The sequence below is a fragment of the Streptococcus sp. S784/96/1 genome, assembly GCF_902729355.1.
GTDB classification, from domain to species: domain Bacteria; phylum Bacillota; class Bacilli; order Lactobacillales; family Streptococcaceae; genus Streptococcus; species Streptococcus caledonicus.
The window spans coordinates 60,080-76,456 of the sequence record NZ_CACVCC010000001.1; the positions used below are offsets into that span (position 1 = coordinate 60,080).

A 16,377-nucleotide genomic window follows, 5' to 3' on the forward strand; every position below is an offset into this window, starting at 1 on the left:
CATGAAAAAACTAAAATTACGTACGGTAGTGACAACAGACGGTGAAATCGACGATATGGATTCGTTTATTCGATTCCTGCTTTACAGCAATGATGTTGATGTTGCTGGTATCATTTTAACGTCGTCGATGTTTCATTACCGAGGAACAGCAGAGAAACCCGCTTATCGTTGGACTGGGGAGACTTGGATTCCAGAGTTGATTGCTAAATACGATCACGTTTATCCAAACCTTATGAAACACGATCCAACTTTTCCAACTCCGGAGTCCCTATTATCGGTTTATCGCATTGGGAATGTTGATGATGTGAGTGATATGACTGAGGAGACAGAAGGTTCTAACTTTTTAGCAGATCTTATACTGGACGATGATGATAGGCCCTTATACATTCAAACATGGGGTGGGACAAATACAACTGCCAGAGCCCTGAAATCTATTCAAGAACGTTATGAAGGAACCGCAGATTGGGACACGATAAAGAAAAAGGTTGAGGATAAAGTCGTTCTCTACATTATTCTTGATCAAGATGGGACCTATGGCGACTATATTTCAAAGAATTGGAATATTAAGACACTTAATGATAGTTTGAATTTTGGGTATTTTGCTTATGGTTGGAAAGGATTGCCAGAGGCTTTTCGGGCAAGTCTTAATGCTGACTGGCATCTGACTCATTTGAAAAATAAGGGACCGCTGCTAGACCAGTATGCTCTTATCGGTGATGGCTATTACCTGGAAGGAGAAGTTGAGTCTGAGCAGTTTGGGCAACAGGCCTGGTTAAATCAACATCCAGATTATGAGGCCTATGACTTTATTTCTGAAGGCGATTCGCCGTCATATTTTTACCTTTTGCAGACTAGTTTGAGGGGATTTGAAAACCCAGGTTTTGGTGGCTGGGGAGGTCGTTTTAGGGAGATTAGTCCAAATACATTTACGACGAATCAGACGATTGACTACAATCCTTATACCAAACGTTTTGAGCAAGAGTACAGTCTTTACCGCTGGATTCCCGATATCCAAGCAGACTTAGCCGCAAGAGCGCAGTGGTGTATTACGGATGATTTTAAGTCAGTGACCCATTATCCGCAGGTAAAAGTAGCAAAAAAAGATATCCAAGCTGAACCTGGCCAAATCATAACCTTGCAAGCAAAAGCAAGTGATCTCAATGGGTATAGTCTTAATTATCATTGGTGGTGTTACCATGAAGCCTCTTCCTACTGGGATTTTAGTAACCTTGAGTTAGAATCAGATGTTTTTCGCTTAGGAGATATGGATCATGTGTCCTCGTGGCATTCTAAAGAAATGGAAATAGATTGGGCATTGCCTTTGACTGGAGAAGATACGCCAGTTGTGCAATTTACGGTACCAGAAGATGCGAAACCTGGTCAAACATTGCACATGATTTTGGAGGTATCAAATGTAGCAGATTTACCCTTGAAAACCTATGAGCGTGTGATTGTGACGGTGAAATAGAAAGGATGTGTTGTCATGTTTGAAAAATTAAGTTATCAAGTCCCTGAAAGTCGTAAAGTGCGTTATATTATCCATTCAGATTGTAAAAATGAGGCAGATGATCAGTTTACAGTAGCGCATTGCCTATTGACACCAAGATTTGAGGTAAAAGGACTTATTGCTGCTCATTTTGATAAAAATTATGGACGTTATCCAGCAGGCACGTCTGCTAAAGCTAGTTATGATGAGCTAGTTAAAGTGTTAGAGGTAATGGAACTAATTAGTCATTATCCCGTTTTACTAGGGGCAGAGCAGGCAATGGTAGATGAACAGACGCCAATTTTATCTGAAGGGGCACAGTTCATTATTGATGAAGCGATGAAGGATGATGACCGTCCTCTTTATATCGGGATGCAGGGATCTTTGACAGATTTAGCGTCAGCTATTTTATTAAAACCTGAAATTTGCCAAAAAATGACAGCGATTTGGATTGGTGGAGGGAGTTACCCAGACGGTGGCTCTGAATTTAACCTGATGCAGGATGTCCATGCGGCCAATGTTGTTTTCCAATCTGATATGCCCTTATGGCAGGTTCCAGCTAATGTTTATAAGCGTTTTGCAGTGTCAATGGCAGAGCTGGAATACAAGGTAAAACCTTATGGTAAATTAGGGAATTATCTTTTTGAAGAATTAACAGAACTCAATATGGCTTTAGGAAAACAAATGCCAGATTTTGATTGGCCACATGGTGAGATTTGGGGGCTAGGAGATGAAGGTGTCGTAGCTGCCCTTATGCAGGAAAATCAACGTACAGATCTTTATACCAAGGTACCTGCTCCCAAAATTAATTTAGAGACGATGAACTATGAACCGAATCCTGATAATCGCCTTATAAGAATCTATAAAGATATGGATACTCGATTGACGCTTGAAGATCTCTTCTGTAAAATAGCCCTATTTGCAAAATAATGGATGGTTGATGAAAGTTGAATCAGTATAGCGTTGGAATAGATGGGGAATAGTTACATTAGTCTAATGTTTGCTAATAACCATCTATATCCATTTTAATAATCATGATTAGAAAGAAGTTTAAGGAAGGTATCATGAGAAATATTAAAGAAATCGTCTCCCAATTAACATTGGAGGAAAAGGCAGGTCTTTGTTCAGGACAGGATTTTTGGCATACTAAAGCAATTGAGCGTTTAGGAATTCCTAGTTTAATGCTGAGTGATGGTCCTCATGGCTTACGTAAACAAGATCAATCAGCAGATCACTTAGGAATCAACGATAGTATCAAGGCTGTTTGTTTCCCAGCGGCTTGTGCTACGTCAGGGTCGTTTGATCGAAATCTATTGCAACAAATGGGAGAAACTTTAGGCAATGAATGCCAGGCAGAAGATGTTTCGGTTATTTTGGGACCAGGTGTTAATATTAAGCGTTCGCCATTGTGTGGTCGTAATTTTGAATATTTTTCAGAAGATCCTTACCTAACAGGAGAATTAGCAACGGCTTTTGTTAAAGGTGTGCAATCTCAAGGAATTGGAACAAGCCCTAAACATTTTGCTGCTAACAATCAAGAGTATCGTCGCATGAGCATTTCTTCCCAAGTAGGGCAACAAGCTTTACGTGAAATCTACCTTTCTGCTTTTGAGACAATCGTAAAAGAGGCTCAACCTAAGACTATCATGTCTTCATATAATCGCTTAAATGGTGTCTATACCTCTCAAAATGAGTGGTTGTTAACAGATATCTTGCGAAAGGAATGGGGATTTGAAGGCTATGTTGTTTCTGACTGGGGTGCTGTTGACGATCGCGTAAAAAGTCTTGAAGCTGGTTTGGAGTTAGAAATGCCTAGCTCAAATGGCATCAATGATACAAAGTTAGTAGAAGCTGTGCGAGCAGGTCTTTTAGAGGAGAGTGTCTTAGATTTAGCGGTAGAACGTCTATTAACTGTGACTTTTGATTATATTGATCATCGCAGAGCAGTCACTTGGGATAAAGAAGCGGATCATGCAGTTGCTAGACAGATTGCAGAGGAATCAGCAGTGCTACTTAAAAATAGTGGCATTTTACCACTTTCAGCTAGTCAAAAAATTGCTTTTATTGGTGAGTTTGCTAAAAAACCACGTTTCCAGGGTGGTGGTAGTTCTCATATTAACAGTTTCAAAGTGACAAATGCCTTAGATGAAGCAAACAAGGAAACTAAAATTATCTATGCTCAAGGTTACGATGTGACGGAGCAAACAGATGATGTCAAATTAAGAACCGAGGCTGTTGAAGTGGCTCAGAACGTTGATGTTGCTGTACTTTTTATTGGACTACCAGACAGTTACGAGTCAGAAGGTTATGACCGTACTCACATGAGCTTACCACAAAATCAAACGGACTTAGTAGAAGCTGTTACCGCAGTACAGCCTCATACCATTGTCGTTCTTTATAATGGTTCTGCGGTGGAGCTTCCGTGGGCTGATAAAGTGGCAGCTATTTTAGAAATGTATTTAGCTGGTCAAGCTGTAGGTGAAGCAACGGTGAATCTTTTATTTGGTCATGTGAACCCAAGCGGTCGCTTAGCGGAAACCTTCCCATTGAAATTGGAACATAATCCAAGCTATCTTAATTTCCCTGGAAATGGCCGTGACGTCGATTATCAAGAAGGGATTTTTGTGGGGTATCGTTATTATGATACGAAAAATCTACCCGTAGCCTATCCATTTGGACATGGGTTGAGCTATACAACTTTTACCTACAGTGATTTAAAAGTATCTAAGGACACCCTCACTGAATCAGACAATTTGGAAGTTTCAGTTATGGTCACAAATAGTGGCACTTGTCGCGGTAAAGAGGTTGTTCAACTTTATGTTTCCAATCAGAATGCAAATCATAAGAGACCGATACGTGAATTAAAAGCTTTTGATAAAATTGACTTGGCTCCAGGTGAGAGTCAAAAAGTGACGTTAAACCTAAGTCCACGTAGTTTTGCTTATTTCAGTGAAGAACTTAATGACTGGCACATTGCTAGTGGTATTTATAACGTTCAAGTGTGTCGTAGTTCCCGAGAGGTTATTTGCGAGACTGAGGTTCGAATAAATAGCTCACAAGCCTTACCGTTTAAAGTACATCGTAATACAACAATTGGTGAATTATTAGAACAACCTAACTGCCAAAGTATCACTAAAGATCTCATGAAACGCATAGCAGCAAGCTTTGGAGACCATAACGAAGAGTCTGAATCAAGTGCTGTTTCAGACGAAATGGCAACCCAAATGATGTCCTCAATGCCCTTACGAGCACTCTTAAGCTTTGGCGTATTAACAGATGATTCCCTTGAGGAGACACTGATTGCATTAAATACGGTTGTTGAGTGAGTGCAAATAAAGATTGGGGGAAAACTAAATTTTTAGCCTTTCTTTTAAAAATTGGGACAATATAAAATGGCTTAGAAACAGCGTTTCTTGATGACGTTAATCTAAGCCATTTGTTATTTTTAAAAGTTTTTATACTTAATTCATTTCAAAATATGAGATTGTGGAACTTATATTATGACAAGTGGAGTGGATTAGGTGTCTTTCTTGTTGTAAAAATTCAACCAGATTTATCATTTATATTGAGACTAGAATCCTTTTCAGAACCAGTATTCACAAGTTATCAGATTTTGATTGTAAATGAGTATTATATGGCGTGATATCACAATTTTTTCACCGAATCACGTTCTACTAATTTCGCATTGATTCGGTATTGAGTATAGTTTTCTTCACCTGGTTGTTGACTGATGACCGTTGCTACTTTTTCGAGAGCTTTGTTCACCATAAATTGTCTATCAATATCGATGGTTGTTAATTCTGGTGTAATGACTTTTGATTCAGAAATATTATCAAAACCAATGACGGAGACCTCATCGGGCACCTTCAGTCCTATGGCTTGTAAGGATTTAATGAGGCTGATTGCTATGGAATCATTATCACAAAAATAGGCAGTTGCTAAGTTATTTTTTCGCAATAATTCAGGATGAGCTGCAATTTCGTGTGCTGGAAAGATGAGTTTAGGGAAATGTTCAGTATCCAAATGAGATTTTTTTAACGCTGCTTTAAACCCTGCTTGCCTCTCTTGGAAATTGCGAATGCGTTGTTTTGACATGGCGTATCCTATGGCAGTATGACCATATTCAATCAAATAAGATGTCGCCAAATAAGCTCCTTGGAAATTATTTTTAGCGATAAAATTATTATTGATGTGGTCAAAGCAAGCATCAATAACGATGATATTACTATGCAAGTCTAGAATTGTTTCAACAGTTGTTTCAGGTAGGTCTGTTCCGAGTAAAATAATAGCCTCAGAAGGTTGGTTTTTTTCGAGTGCATTGAGCTCATCCTCCACATTATCAATTGAAATAGAGTTTATCAGTAAGTCAATAGCATATTTCGGAGCATAAACAATAAAATCATTGATGAGTTCATTGAAGTAGGGTAATTGCTGAAAATTATAGGTAAAGCGATGAAGAGAGTTGCAGGCAAGTAAACGGACAGTATGTTGAGGTTGGTAGGCCTCTTTTTTTCGTGATTTTCGCAATGGCTGATAATGATGCTCTTTAGCAAGACTCAGAATTTCTTCACGCTTACTAGGACTGACGCCAGACTTATTATTTAAAACTAAGGATACAGTGGCTTTTGAGACGCCTGCTAAGCGAGCTAAATCTTCTAACTTAATCATATTTCTCCTCATTTTTGATAGTTGATAGCTTTATCATATCGTTTAAGATTTGGTTTGTCAATTTAGTTTAGTAAACTAAGCTAAAATATTTTCTTTATTTTATAAAATGAATTGAATCTCTAGAGGTCGCATGCTAAAATAACAAGAAGTTAAGCGCTTACTTTTTGTAAATTGCAAGTTTTTAAAAAATAAGGAGTGAGAAGATGGATACATTATCGTTACAACGAAAGGCCTTAGAATTGAAAAAAGACTTTATCACGATGATTTATGAAGCTGGCACAGGTCATATCGGATCAGATTTATCGTGTACAGATATCTTGGTTAGTCTATACTATCATCAACTCAATGTAAACCCTGATTTCCCTAAGGATCCCAAACGAGATCGTTATATTCAAAGTAAGGGGCATGCAGTTGAAATTTTGTGGGCAATTCTAGCTGATAAAGGATTTTTTGAAAAAGCGGAGCTCAAAACCTTTTCACAGTTTGACTCTAGATTGCTTGGACATCCGAACAATAAGGTGCCAGGTATTGAAATGAATACAGGATCACTTGGTCACGGACTGGCCTTGGCTGTAGGAAGTGCCTTAGCAGCTAAACTAGATGGAGAATTTTACCACACCTACACACTAATGGGAGATGGTGAATTAGCTGAGGGTTCTGTGTGGGAAGCAGCAATGGCTGGAGCTAACTATAAATTAGATAATCTAACGGCTATTATTGACCGTAATCGTTTACAAATTACAGGGTCAACAGAAAATGTCATGGCACTAGATAACTTACATGATAAATGGACAGCTTTTGGCTGGCATGTTGTTGATGTTGCGGATGGAAATGATGTTGAGCAATTACTGAAAGCCTATCAAGATAAGGAACCTGGAAAACCAACGGTTATTATTGCTAATACGGTAAAAGGTAAAGGAGTGTCAGATGCGGAAGGTGTGGCAAGCTGGCACCATCATGTTCTTAATGTTGAGGAATATCAAAAAGCAATGAAAGAATTAGATGTAGCAATGGAGGCCTTGGAAAATGGGAAATAAAATAGCAAACCGCGCGGTTATGTGTGATGTCCTGATTGAAGCAGGTAAAGAAAATCGAGACCTAGTGGTTTTAACCAGTGATTCGCGTGGCTCAGCTTCCTTAGTCAAATTTGGGCAAGAATTACCTGAGCAACACATTGAAATTGGGATTGCTGAACAAAATTTAGTGAGTATTGCCGCTGGTTTAGCACTTAATGGGAAACGACCTTTTGTAGCCTCTCCAGCTTGCTTTCTTAGCATGAGAAGTATCGAACAAGTTAAGGTTGATGTTGCTTATTCAGACAAAAATGTCAAATTAGTTGGTATCAGTGGCGGTGTTAGCTACGGTGCTCTAGGGATGAGTCATCATTCGTTACAAGACTTTGCAGTGACACGCGCAATTCCTAATTTAGAAGTCATTGTACCTGCAGATCGCCATGAAACGAAAGCTGTATTTGACTATTTAGTCAAATCGGATAAACCAGCTTATATCCGTTTAGGGCGAAATCCTGTCGAAGATTGTTTCACAGAGACCAATGTCGCATTTGAAATCGGTAAAGCTCATGAAATGGTAGCCGGAAATGACATCACTATTGCAGCCATAGGAGAGACCGTTCGACCAGCAATGGACGCTGCGGTTAGCTTGGCGAAAGAAGGTATCTCTGCACGAGTTCTTAACTTTGCTAGCTTAAAGCCGCTAGATAAAGAGGCGATAAAAAAGGCTATTGCAGAGACAGGAGTGATCGTTACTGTTGAAGAACATAGCGTGAATGGTGGTTTAGGAGAAGCCATTTCATCAGTTGTCGCCCAAGAAGGCAAGGGAATTGTAAACATCATGGCGTTACCAGATGATCATATTATCACAGGTACTAGTCAGGAAGTCTTTAATCATTACGGTCTTTCTTCGGAAGGCATTAGTCAAACTGTCAAAACACTATTAAAGAAAGTAGGAAAATAATATGGATAAAATAACTCTTGGTTTTGCACCAACACGTCGCAATTTGTTTAGTGCAGATGCTGCAATCAAATATGCCAATTACACCCGTGAAAAATTAGATGCTTGGGGTATTGATTACGTTGATATAAAAGACATCAATGAAGACGGTCTGATTTATGATGATGCTAGTGTTGAAGCTGCAGCAGCTAAATATAAGGCGGCTGGTATTGATGGACTTTTTATTGCGAATGAAAATTTTGGAACAGAGTATGCAGTTGCTCGCTTAGCGAAAAAATTAGATGTACCCGTTTTGCTCTGGGGACCAAAAGATGAAACACCTGCTCCAGATGGCTCACGACTTCGTGATAGCCAATGTGGACTTTTTGCAATAGGTAAGGTCTTACGTCGTTTTAAAGTACCATTTACCTACATCAAAAATTCAGATGTTGATGACCCAGCTTTTGAGCGTGGCGTGAAAGACTTTGTTAAGGTCTGCAATGTCGTAAAAACCTTTAAAAATACTCGCATCTTGCAAGTTGGTCCACGTCCATTTGACTTTTGGACAGTTATTTGCAATGAAGGAGAACTTCTTGAGCGATTTAATATTTCATTATCACCAGTACCAATTCGTGAACTAGTCGATGAAATTAACCGTGTTAAGGCAGAAGAAGGTGACAAGGTTGCTACTGTTGAAGAGTGGTTTTACACTAATACTGATGTTCAAATCACGGCAGATGAGCTCAATATGGTTGCAGCTTTGAAGGTTGCACTTGAAAACCTTTGTCATTTCTATGGCTGTAATGCAGGAGTGATCCAATGTTGGACAGCTTTGCAAGAAGAAATTGGTATTTTACCATATGCTTCTCTATCTTTGTTGCAAGAGGAAGGTATTCCATTTGTTTGTGAAACAGACGTTCATGGAGCAATCTCAGAACTACTTGTTGAAGCGGCATCGCTTGGCGAATACCGTGCTATCTTTGCCGATGTCAACTGCCGTCACCCTGAAAACCCAAATGGTGAATTGTTACAACACTTAGGCGTCTTTGCTTATCAGACCGCAGAAACAAAACCAACTTTACCACCTCGCCACTTCGTTTTTGACTACCCAGGATCAGTTGGTTTTAGAGCCAAAACAAGTGATTACACCCTTTGCCGCTTTGATGGAGATAATGGTGACTATTCGCTCTTGATTGGTAATGCTAAAGGCATTGAAGGTCCTTATAATCAAGGAACATATTGCTATGTGGAATTTGATAATCTCAATCGTTTAGAATCTCATCTGGTCTATGGACCATATATTCACCACGTTGCAGCTATTCCTTCAGATGTTGTCCCTGTGCTTTATGAGGCTTGTAAATATCTAGGCATCAAACCAGATTTGTATGATCCAATCGAGGAAGAAGTTAAAGCTTACCTATCTGGTGATGAACCAACTTATTTCCGTCCAAATAGAGGATAATGTTATGGCTTATGTACTCGGCATAGACCAAAGTACGCAAGGTACTAAGGTACTTTTATATAATGATGAGGGAAACATTGTAAAGAAAGTCAGCAAATCACATCAGCAATTAGTCAATGAAAAAGGTTGGGTTTCTCATGATCCATTAGAGATTTATAACAATGTGTTATCTCTTGTTCGAGAAATCGTTGTTGGTATTGATCAAACTGAGATCAAAACAGTTGGAATCACGAATCAAAGGGAGACTGCTTTAGTCTGGAATAGAAAGACAGGCTTGCCAGTCGAGAATGCGATTGTTTGGCAGTGTGCCAGGGCTAAGGAGATAACAGATAGTTTCAATATTTCCGAGGCTTCTATGGTCAAACGAAAAACAGGTTTGCCCTTGTCACCTTATTTTTCAGCAGCTAAATACGCTTGGATTCTAAGACAGATGGACGAGTTGCCGGAAGAGTTAGCTTGTGGAACAATAGATTCATGGTTAGTTTATCAATTAACTAAAGGGGAGTCTTTTGTGACAGATGTCTCTAATGCTAGTCGGACGCAGTTAATGAATTTAACGACCTTATCATGGGACGAAGAACTTTGTCAATTATTTGATATCTCAAGGTCTCACCTCCCTGAAATTAAGCCATCTGATAGTCATTTTGGTTGGACAGACTTTGATGGTATTCTCCCTGCTGTGATTCCCATTCATGCCGTGATGGGGGATTCTCACGCTGCACTTTTTGCTCACAAAGGTGAGCAACCGGGAGCTATCAAGGCAACGTATGGAACAGGTTCCTCTATCATGATGAATATTGGAACTGAGATCAGTATGATTCCGAACCATCTAGCAGTCTCAGTTGGTTGGCAGTCTCAAGAAATCTGTCATTATGTTCTTGAAGGAAATGTTAATTACTCAGGAGCTGTCATTACTTGGTTAAAAGACCAAGTGGGGTTGATTACATCACCGGATGAATTGGAAGACTTGGTTGCTAAAGCCAATCCAGAAGACCAAACCTACCTTATTCCAGCTTTTTCAGGACTAGGTGCTCCTTATTTTAGGGATGATGTCACGGCTTCTTTTGTAGGTATGACCCGAATAACTGGTCGAGCGGAACTGGCTAAAGCAACTTTGGAAAGCATCGCCTATCAGATTAACGCTGTGATTAGTGCAATGAAGGATGTTTCCAATTTACCGATTAAGCAAATCAGTGTGGATGGTGGTCCAACTAAAAATCATTACCTTATGCAATTCCAAAGCAATTTGACTAATGCCGATATTAACATTGCAACGGTTGAAGAAGCGTCCTGCACTGGTGTTGCTTATATGGCAGGTATAGCTAACAATGTTTATCCAACAACCATTCTAAATCACCTGACCACACATCAAGTATCACCAGAACCATCCTTCCAGAGCGTTCGCCTACAAAAACTGGCGAAGTGGGAAAAAATGATCAAGATGATGCTTGAAGTTTGATGATATATTAATTTTGAAACTATGAGAGTTCAAATCCAGATTAAAGAAGTTATTTAGTAAGAAGATGATAAGATAATGTGGATTATTTTCATCTCTTATTATCGTATCAATTTATCTTAATATTTTGTTGATAATCAAGAAAATAACGATTAGCAAATATTTTATTCAAGGATGTAAACGATGGAATATATAACTGTTACACAGATGACTGAAAATGGACCATTTATCACAAAATTGATTTTGCCTTTGCCGGAGGAGATTGATCATCGTTTGGTTTCGAGAGAAACGTTTAATGTTTACGTTGAATGTTGTGATAAAGAAAATGAACAAATCCTATCCATAACGGACAGAGTTTCAGGGGAAAAACAGATTTTAAAAGGTTATCCAAGAGTTTTAGACTGTTATCCAAGTGATGCCTATGGGAATGAGCGAACGTCTTCTTCATACATTACGCTAGAATTGGCAGAAGAACGTCTTAATAAACGAACAGTAGGTACCATTTTAGAAAGTCGTTATATTACAAATCAATATCGGATCACTCAAACCAGAGAAATCACTGAGCAATGTAGTGGGTTAGTGTATGATTCTTGTAGAGAAGAAAGAAGCCCTAATACTGAAGGATGGCGTGTTGCTTATATGAAGGAAACACAGTTAGAGCTTAACTATGCTTACTATCAGCCAACAAAAGATGTAGAGGATAGTGTTCTACCCTTGGTAATCTGGCTGCATGGTGCCGGTGAAGGAGGGCAAGATCCACATATTGCCTATACAGGTAATCGAGTCACTGCTTTGTCAAGTCGTTCTATTCAAGAGAAACTAGGACGGGCATGGGTGTTGGTTCCGCAGTGCCCTACGGTTTGGATGGACGATGGTAAAGATCAACTTGGACGTTCCAATCAAAGTATTTATAGTATCCCTTTAAAAAAGGTTATTGATGATTTTATTAGTAGACATGTAGATAATATTGATAAAAAACGTATCTATATCGGTGGATTGTCTAACGGTGGCTTTATGACATTAAGAATGTTGTTAGATTATCCAGACTTTTTCGCTGGAGGAATCGCTTGTTGTGCACCGTTCTACTTGGAAAATGCAGGTGCAGAGCCATTAGAACGTTTAATAACCACCCCTTTATGGTTTGTCCATGCTAAAGGAGATGAATTAGTTCCCCCTAAAGAGACAACGATTCCTCTTTATCACCATTTGAAAGGTTTAGGAGCAGCTAATCTTCACTACACACTTTATGAAAATGTTATGGATAAAACAGGTCGCTACAAGGAAGCAGATGGTCGTCCTAGACGTTACTTCAGTCACGGTGTTTGGATCTATGTTTATCAAGATGATCCTAATGTTGATTTTGATGGTAGAAAAGTCATTGATCAAGGATTACCAGTTACCCTTTGGGAGTGGATAGGGCAACAGTCCTTATGATATTGTTTAAACTCAAACGCTAGTTTTGCTTTATCGTATTAAATGTAAAATAAAAAATAAGCACTCAGATAACTACCCTGAGTGCTTATTTTGTCGCCTAAAATCCGCTGGAGTTTGGTGATATTTATCTTTAAATAGTTTGTAAAATTGATTGAGATTACTGAAGCCAACTTCTAAGGCAATATCACGAATAGGTTGCTTACTGTTAAGAAGGAAAGGGATACTAGCTTCAAGTCGACTATTTTGTAATAATGTTTTGAACGTCTGTCCAGTATAAGATTTTACCAAGCTACTAAAATAGCTACTATTGTAACCAAAGTATTCTGCACAGCTTTCTAAGGAAGTATTGGCATAGTGAGTGCTAAGGTAAGAGAGAATGTCTAAAGTTAGCTGCTGTTTATGGCTATCATCACTGGTACCATTAGCTTCAACAGAAAAAGAACGAATCAACTCTAGTAAAATCAACTGAAAATAATGATTTAACACCATACGATTTAGCACTTGTGGATCATAAACTTCGCAGAGTAACTGTTGAAAAAGAAGCCGAAGATGAGAAGAATGTTGCTTGCGGAAGAGAAGATATTGGTTATGGTTTTGACTATCAGAGATAGCTTGAAAAAGAAATTGGGATAGAGCAGAGCGGTTTTGCTGGCGATTTAGAAAATGTTTCCTAAAATAATCAGGATTGATATTAATACTGATGATAATATCATTAAAATCAGCGCTATTAACAGCATGAGTTGCATTAGTATCAATAAGAATCAAATCACCTTCATTTAATAAAATTTCTTTATCGTTGATATAGTGGAGACTCTGACCTCTATAGACATAATTGAGTTCGATAGCATCAGTAACATGATTTGGAACAGGCGTAAAGCGACTTTGTTTACGGATGAAAAAATCTACAGGATTTCCAGGTTGTTTGTTGAAATTTTTGGAATATTGAAATTGAAAAACATTGTTTGAGTGTGGTATTAATGTTTGCTTTTTGAGATAGTCTGGTGTTTCATGATTAAGATAACGGTGCTCGCTTTGAGTAATTTCAAGTAATACTTTTTCTAACTGATTAAAATCCATAAATGTACCTAAAGAAATGATATGTTTTTTACAAAAATATGTTATTTAAATGATATCATGAAAGCGCTATAATTTAAAGTGTTAAGAGATATCTTAATCATTTATGATATATAAAAAAATGTTATAGCGAAAGGAGTCTAATGCTTCAAATAGAAAGTGATAAACGATTGTTTACCAAAAATAATCAACCAATATTTTATTTAGCCGATACTTGTTGGTCAGCATTTACTAATATTACTGAAAATGATTGGAATTATTATCTTGATTACCGAAAATCGCAAGGTTTTAATGTTTTACAGATAAATATGTTACAACAATGGGATGCTAGTCAGACGGAATTAGGCATAAAACCTTTTGCCATAAAAGATGATGGAACGTTTGATTTTTATCAATATAATGAAGACTATTTCAATCGTGCTTATCGTATGATAAAACAAGCCTACAATAAAGGGTTAACAGTAGCTTTGGTTTTACTTTGGGCAAACTATATTCCTGATACATGGGCGAGCCAAATGCCAATTAAACAATTAGGAACATTCCCTAAAGATTTGGTTCTTCCTTACGTTGATAAGGTGATGAGGCATTATGATGAATTTCAACCAATTTACGTTATCAGCGGAGATACTGACTTTCCAAACGAAACAGTTGTGACCGACTATTATCTACAAGCTCTTAACCGCGTAAAAGAAAATAACCCTAATGCGCTAACAACTTTTCATATAAGAGGAAGAGAGTCAGACTTACCAAAGGTACTTAAAGAAAGTTCTCATTTGGATTTTTACATGTTCCAATCAGGACATAATAGTGAATTTCAAGAGATGACTTACCAATTGGCAGAGACTTTTTATGAAATGGAACCAAGGCGTCCGCTTTTGAATTCAGAACCATGTTATGAAATGATGGGGTATAGTCGTCGTGTTTATGGACGATTTTCGAGAGAAGATGTTCGTAAAGCAGCTTGGCAAAGTGTGTTATCAGGAGCTAGTAGCGGTGTTACTTATGGTGCTCATGGAATATGGTCTTGGCACGAAAGTTGTTTGGAATTTAACTCTAATATTGGTGAGGCTTTTGAAACACCGTATGATTGGCGAGATGCTCTTCATTTCAAAGGTGCTTGGGACTATGCGTTTTTGAAAACTTTTATAGAAAGCCATCAATTATTTGATTTGGTACCAAAACAGGACATACTCGTTAATCATAGCCCAGAAATACGAGTAGCTGAAAATGATTCTTATCTGTTAATCTATGTACCATCGAATATTCGTTTGAGGCTTTCTGGAGATTGGAGTTGTTCTGAGATAAAATATCTTGACTTAGAAGATAAACTAGAAGAGGCTGTTACAGCAGTATATTCCTCAGAAACAGGTCAGACTATGGTTAACATGCATCGTTTTACAAAAGATGCTTTACTTATCATTAATAAAGAAAAATAATAAAGGAGTTTGTAATGGTATACGAACAATTAGTTACAGATATTCTGGATGCAGTTGGTGGGAAGGATAATATTACACGAGCGACTCACTGTGCGACACGTTTACGCCTAGTTTTGAAAAATGAAAAGGTAGTTGATAAGATTAAGATTGATGGACTAGATAAGGTAGCTGGTTCTGTATTTTCTGGCGGTCAATATCAGGTCATTATAGGTACGAATGTTGTCGATGTTCATAAGGAATTTATCACAGCAATGGGAGCCCCAGAAATCCATGAAGAGGTTGTTGAAGAAAAAGATACCAATCTCTTTAATCGGTTTTTCAAGGCTCTAGTTGGAGTTATGACTCCGATGTTTGGAGTTATGGGTGCTGCGGGTATTATGAAAGGGCTCTTAGCGCTTGCATTAGCCTTCGGTTGGTTAAAAGAAACTGATGGAGCGTATCAAATATGGTATGCTGTTGCACAAGCTTATTTCTATTTCCTCCCTATCTGGATTGGCTACAATGCTAGCAAGAACTTTGGCGGTAGTCCTTTCCTTGGGGCTATGCTTGGTGCTGGTATGGTCTATCCAAGTATAGTGCAGGCATATACTGATGGTATTGCTATGACTTTCTTTGGAATCCCAGTAGTTATGATGAACTACACGCAATCCCTTTTCCCTGCCTTGCTTGCAGCCTTTGTTGCAGCTAAATTGGAAATTTTCTTTAGAAAATCTCTGCCTGAAGTTTTGAAGATGATGTTTGCCCCTTTCTTTACCATTTTGATTTTAGCACCTCTGACCTTTTTGGCCATCGGTCCAGTCATGACTTGGGTGTCAAATACTTTGGCAGCTATTGTTATGGCTATTTATGACTTTAGCCCTCTTCTTTTTGGTATCATCGGTGGTGCATTCTGGCAAGTGGTAGTGGTCTTTGGTTTACACTATGCCTTTATTCCAGTACTTATCAATAACATTACTAATCTCGGTCAAGACCCAATTAATGCGGTGTTCCAAGTGACAGTTTTTGCTCTTGCAGGCGCGGCTATTGGATATGCTCTCAAAACTCGAGACAGTAAACAGCGCTCACTTGGTTTATCGGTTGGTTTGACAGGATTGCTGGGAATTACTGAACCAATTATCTATTCTGTCGCCCTGCCAATTCGTCGCCAATTTGTTTATGCATGGATCAGTGGTGGTATTGCAGGTGCCATTATGGCTTTTAATAGCGCCTTGATTTATAACTTTGGTAATGGTGGTATTATGGCGATTCCACTCTTTATTGCCCCAGATGGTAACCTATCTAGCATGTATGCTTTTATTGTGGCAGCAGCAGTTGCTTTCTTTGGACCGATTGTATTGAATTTTGTATTTGGTACAGGTGAGAATAAAAAATAATCTGTGACATAATACTACTTCATTAATTATTTGGGGTA

General features: G+C 38.4%; 12 protein-coding genes. 10 read left to right on the plus strand and 2 right to left on the minus strand.

Annotation, left to right across the window (positions count from 1 at the left end):
• Window position 1 precedes the first annotated feature (1 nt).
• From GZ996_RS00225 to GZ996_RS00235, 3 genes are all read left to right on the plus strand, one after another.
• Window positions 2-1,468, plus strand: coding sequence for a DUF1593 domain-containing protein (locus GZ996_RS00225; RefSeq protein ID WP_162011038.1), 1,467 nt, complete (start codon window positions 2-4; stop codon window positions 1,466-1,468).
• Window positions 1,469-1,483: 15 nt separating this feature from the next.
• Window positions 1,484-2,416 (plus strand): nucleoside hydrolase, encoded by a 933-nt coding sequence (locus tag GZ996_RS00230; protein ID WP_162011039.1) that lies wholly within the window; start codon window positions 1,484-1,486, stop codon window positions 2,414-2,416.
• 134 nt (window positions 2,417-2,550) lie between these two features.
• Window positions 2,551-4,812, plus strand: a complete 2,262-nt coding sequence (locus tag GZ996_RS00235; RefSeq protein WP_202922593.1) for a glycoside hydrolase family 3 C-terminal domain-containing protein — start codon at window positions 2,551-2,553, stop codon at window positions 4,810-4,812.
• Between the two features lie 319 nt (window positions 4,813-5,131).
• On the opposite strand, the gene GZ996_RS00240 is transcribed toward GZ996_RS00235, so the two are convergent.
• Entirely contained in the window at window positions 5,132-6,154 is a 1,023-nt protein-coding gene (locus GZ996_RS00240; protein WP_162011041.1) for a LacI family DNA-binding transcriptional regulator, read from the minus strand.
• Window positions 6,155-6,357: 203 nt separating this feature from the next.
• On the opposite strand from GZ996_RS00240, the gene GZ996_RS00245 reads away from it, so the two are divergent.
• The 5 genes from GZ996_RS00245 (at window position 6,358) to GZ996_RS00265 (ending at window position 12,456) form a co-directional block, all read left to right on the plus strand.
• Complete coding sequence (locus GZ996_RS00245) at window positions 6,358-7,191, plus strand: transketolase (protein ID WP_162011042.1); 834 nt, start codon at window positions 6,358-6,360, stop codon at window positions 7,189-7,191.
• Entirely contained in the window at window positions 7,181-8,128 is a 948-nt protein-coding gene (locus GZ996_RS00250) for a transketolase family protein (protein WP_162011043.1), read from the plus strand. The genes GZ996_RS00245 and GZ996_RS00250 overlap by 11 nt, the downstream gene beginning before the upstream one ends.
• A 1-nt stretch (window position 8,129) precedes the next feature.
• Window positions 8,130-9,566 (plus strand): L-fucose/L-arabinose isomerase family protein, encoded by a 1,437-nt coding sequence (locus tag GZ996_RS00255; protein ID WP_162011044.1) that lies wholly within the window; start codon window positions 8,130-8,132, stop codon window positions 9,564-9,566.
• 4 nt (window positions 9,567-9,570) lie between these two features.
• On the plus strand, window positions 9,571-11,025 hold the full coding sequence (locus tag GZ996_RS00260) for an FGGY-family carbohydrate kinase (protein WP_162011045.1): 1,455 nt from the start codon (window positions 9,571-9,573) through the stop codon (window positions 11,023-11,025).
• Between the two features lie 180 nt (window positions 11,026-11,205).
• A complete protein-coding gene (locus GZ996_RS00265; RefSeq protein ID WP_162011046.1) occupies window positions 11,206-12,456 on the plus strand; it encodes a prolyl oligopeptidase family serine peptidase in 1,251 nt (416 codons plus the stop codon).
• A 72-nt stretch (window positions 12,457-12,528) separates the two neighbouring features.
• Here GZ996_RS00265 and GZ996_RS00270 read toward each other — a convergent pair whose 3' ends face one another.
• Window positions 12,529-13,533 (minus strand): helix-turn-helix domain-containing protein, encoded by a 1,005-nt coding sequence (locus GZ996_RS00270; RefSeq protein WP_156805704.1) that lies wholly within the window; start codon window positions 13,531-13,533, stop codon window positions 12,529-12,531.
• A gap of 140 nt (window positions 13,534-13,673) precedes the next feature.
• On the opposite strand from GZ996_RS00270, the gene GZ996_RS00275 reads away from it, so the two are divergent.
• Window positions 13,674-14,966, plus strand: a complete 1,293-nt coding sequence (locus tag GZ996_RS00275; protein ID WP_162011047.1) for an apiosidase-like domain-containing protein — start codon at window positions 13,674-13,676, stop codon at window positions 14,964-14,966.
• A gap of 14 nt (window positions 14,967-14,980) precedes the next feature.
• Window positions 14,981-16,339 carry a PTS transporter subunit EIIC gene (locus GZ996_RS00280; protein WP_162011048.1) on the plus strand — a complete coding sequence of 453 codons (1,359 nt, stop codon included), beginning with the start codon at window positions 14,981-14,983 and terminating at the stop codon, window positions 16,337-16,339.
• Window positions 16,340-16,377: the final 38 nt, after the last annotated feature.

Coding starts and splice junctions, on each gene's coding strand:
- GZ996_RS00225 (WP_162011038.1), top strand. CDS start 2: ATGAAAAAACTAAAATTACGTACGGTAGTGACAACAGACGGTGAAATC.
- GZ996_RS00230 (WP_162011039.1), top strand. CDS start 1,484: ATGTTTGAAAAATTAAGTTATCAAGTCCCTGAAAGTCGTAAAGTGCGT.
- GZ996_RS00235 (WP_202922593.1), top strand. CDS start 2,551: ATGAGAAATATTAAAGAAATCGTCTCCCAATTAACATTGGAGGAAAAG.
- GZ996_RS00240 (WP_162011041.1), bottom strand. CDS start 6,154: ATGATTAAGTTAGAAGATTTAGCTCGCTTAGCAGGCGTCTCAAAAGCC.
- GZ996_RS00245 (WP_162011042.1), top strand. CDS start 6,358: ATGGATACATTATCGTTACAACGAAAGGCCTTAGAATTGAAAAAAGAC.
- GZ996_RS00250 (WP_162011043.1), top strand. CDS start 7,181: ATGGGAAATAAAATAGCAAACCGCGCGGTTATGTGTGATGTCCTGATT.
- GZ996_RS00255 (WP_162011044.1), top strand. CDS start 8,130: ATGGATAAAATAACTCTTGGTTTTGCACCAACACGTCGCAATTTGTTT.
- GZ996_RS00260 (WP_162011045.1), top strand. CDS start 9,571: ATGGCTTATGTACTCGGCATAGACCAAAGTACGCAAGGTACTAAGGTA.
- GZ996_RS00265 (WP_162011046.1), top strand. CDS start 11,206: ATGGAATATATAACTGTTACACAGATGACTGAAAATGGACCATTTATC.
- GZ996_RS00270 (WP_156805704.1), bottom strand. CDS start 13,533: ATGGATTTTAATCAGTTAGAAAAAGTATTACTTGAAATTACTCAAAGC.
- GZ996_RS00275 (WP_162011047.1), top strand. CDS start 13,674: ATGCTTCAAATAGAAAGTGATAAACGATTGTTTACCAAAAATAATCAA.
- GZ996_RS00280 (WP_162011048.1), top strand. CDS start 14,981: ATGGTATACGAACAATTAGTTACAGATATTCTGGATGCAGTTGGTGGG.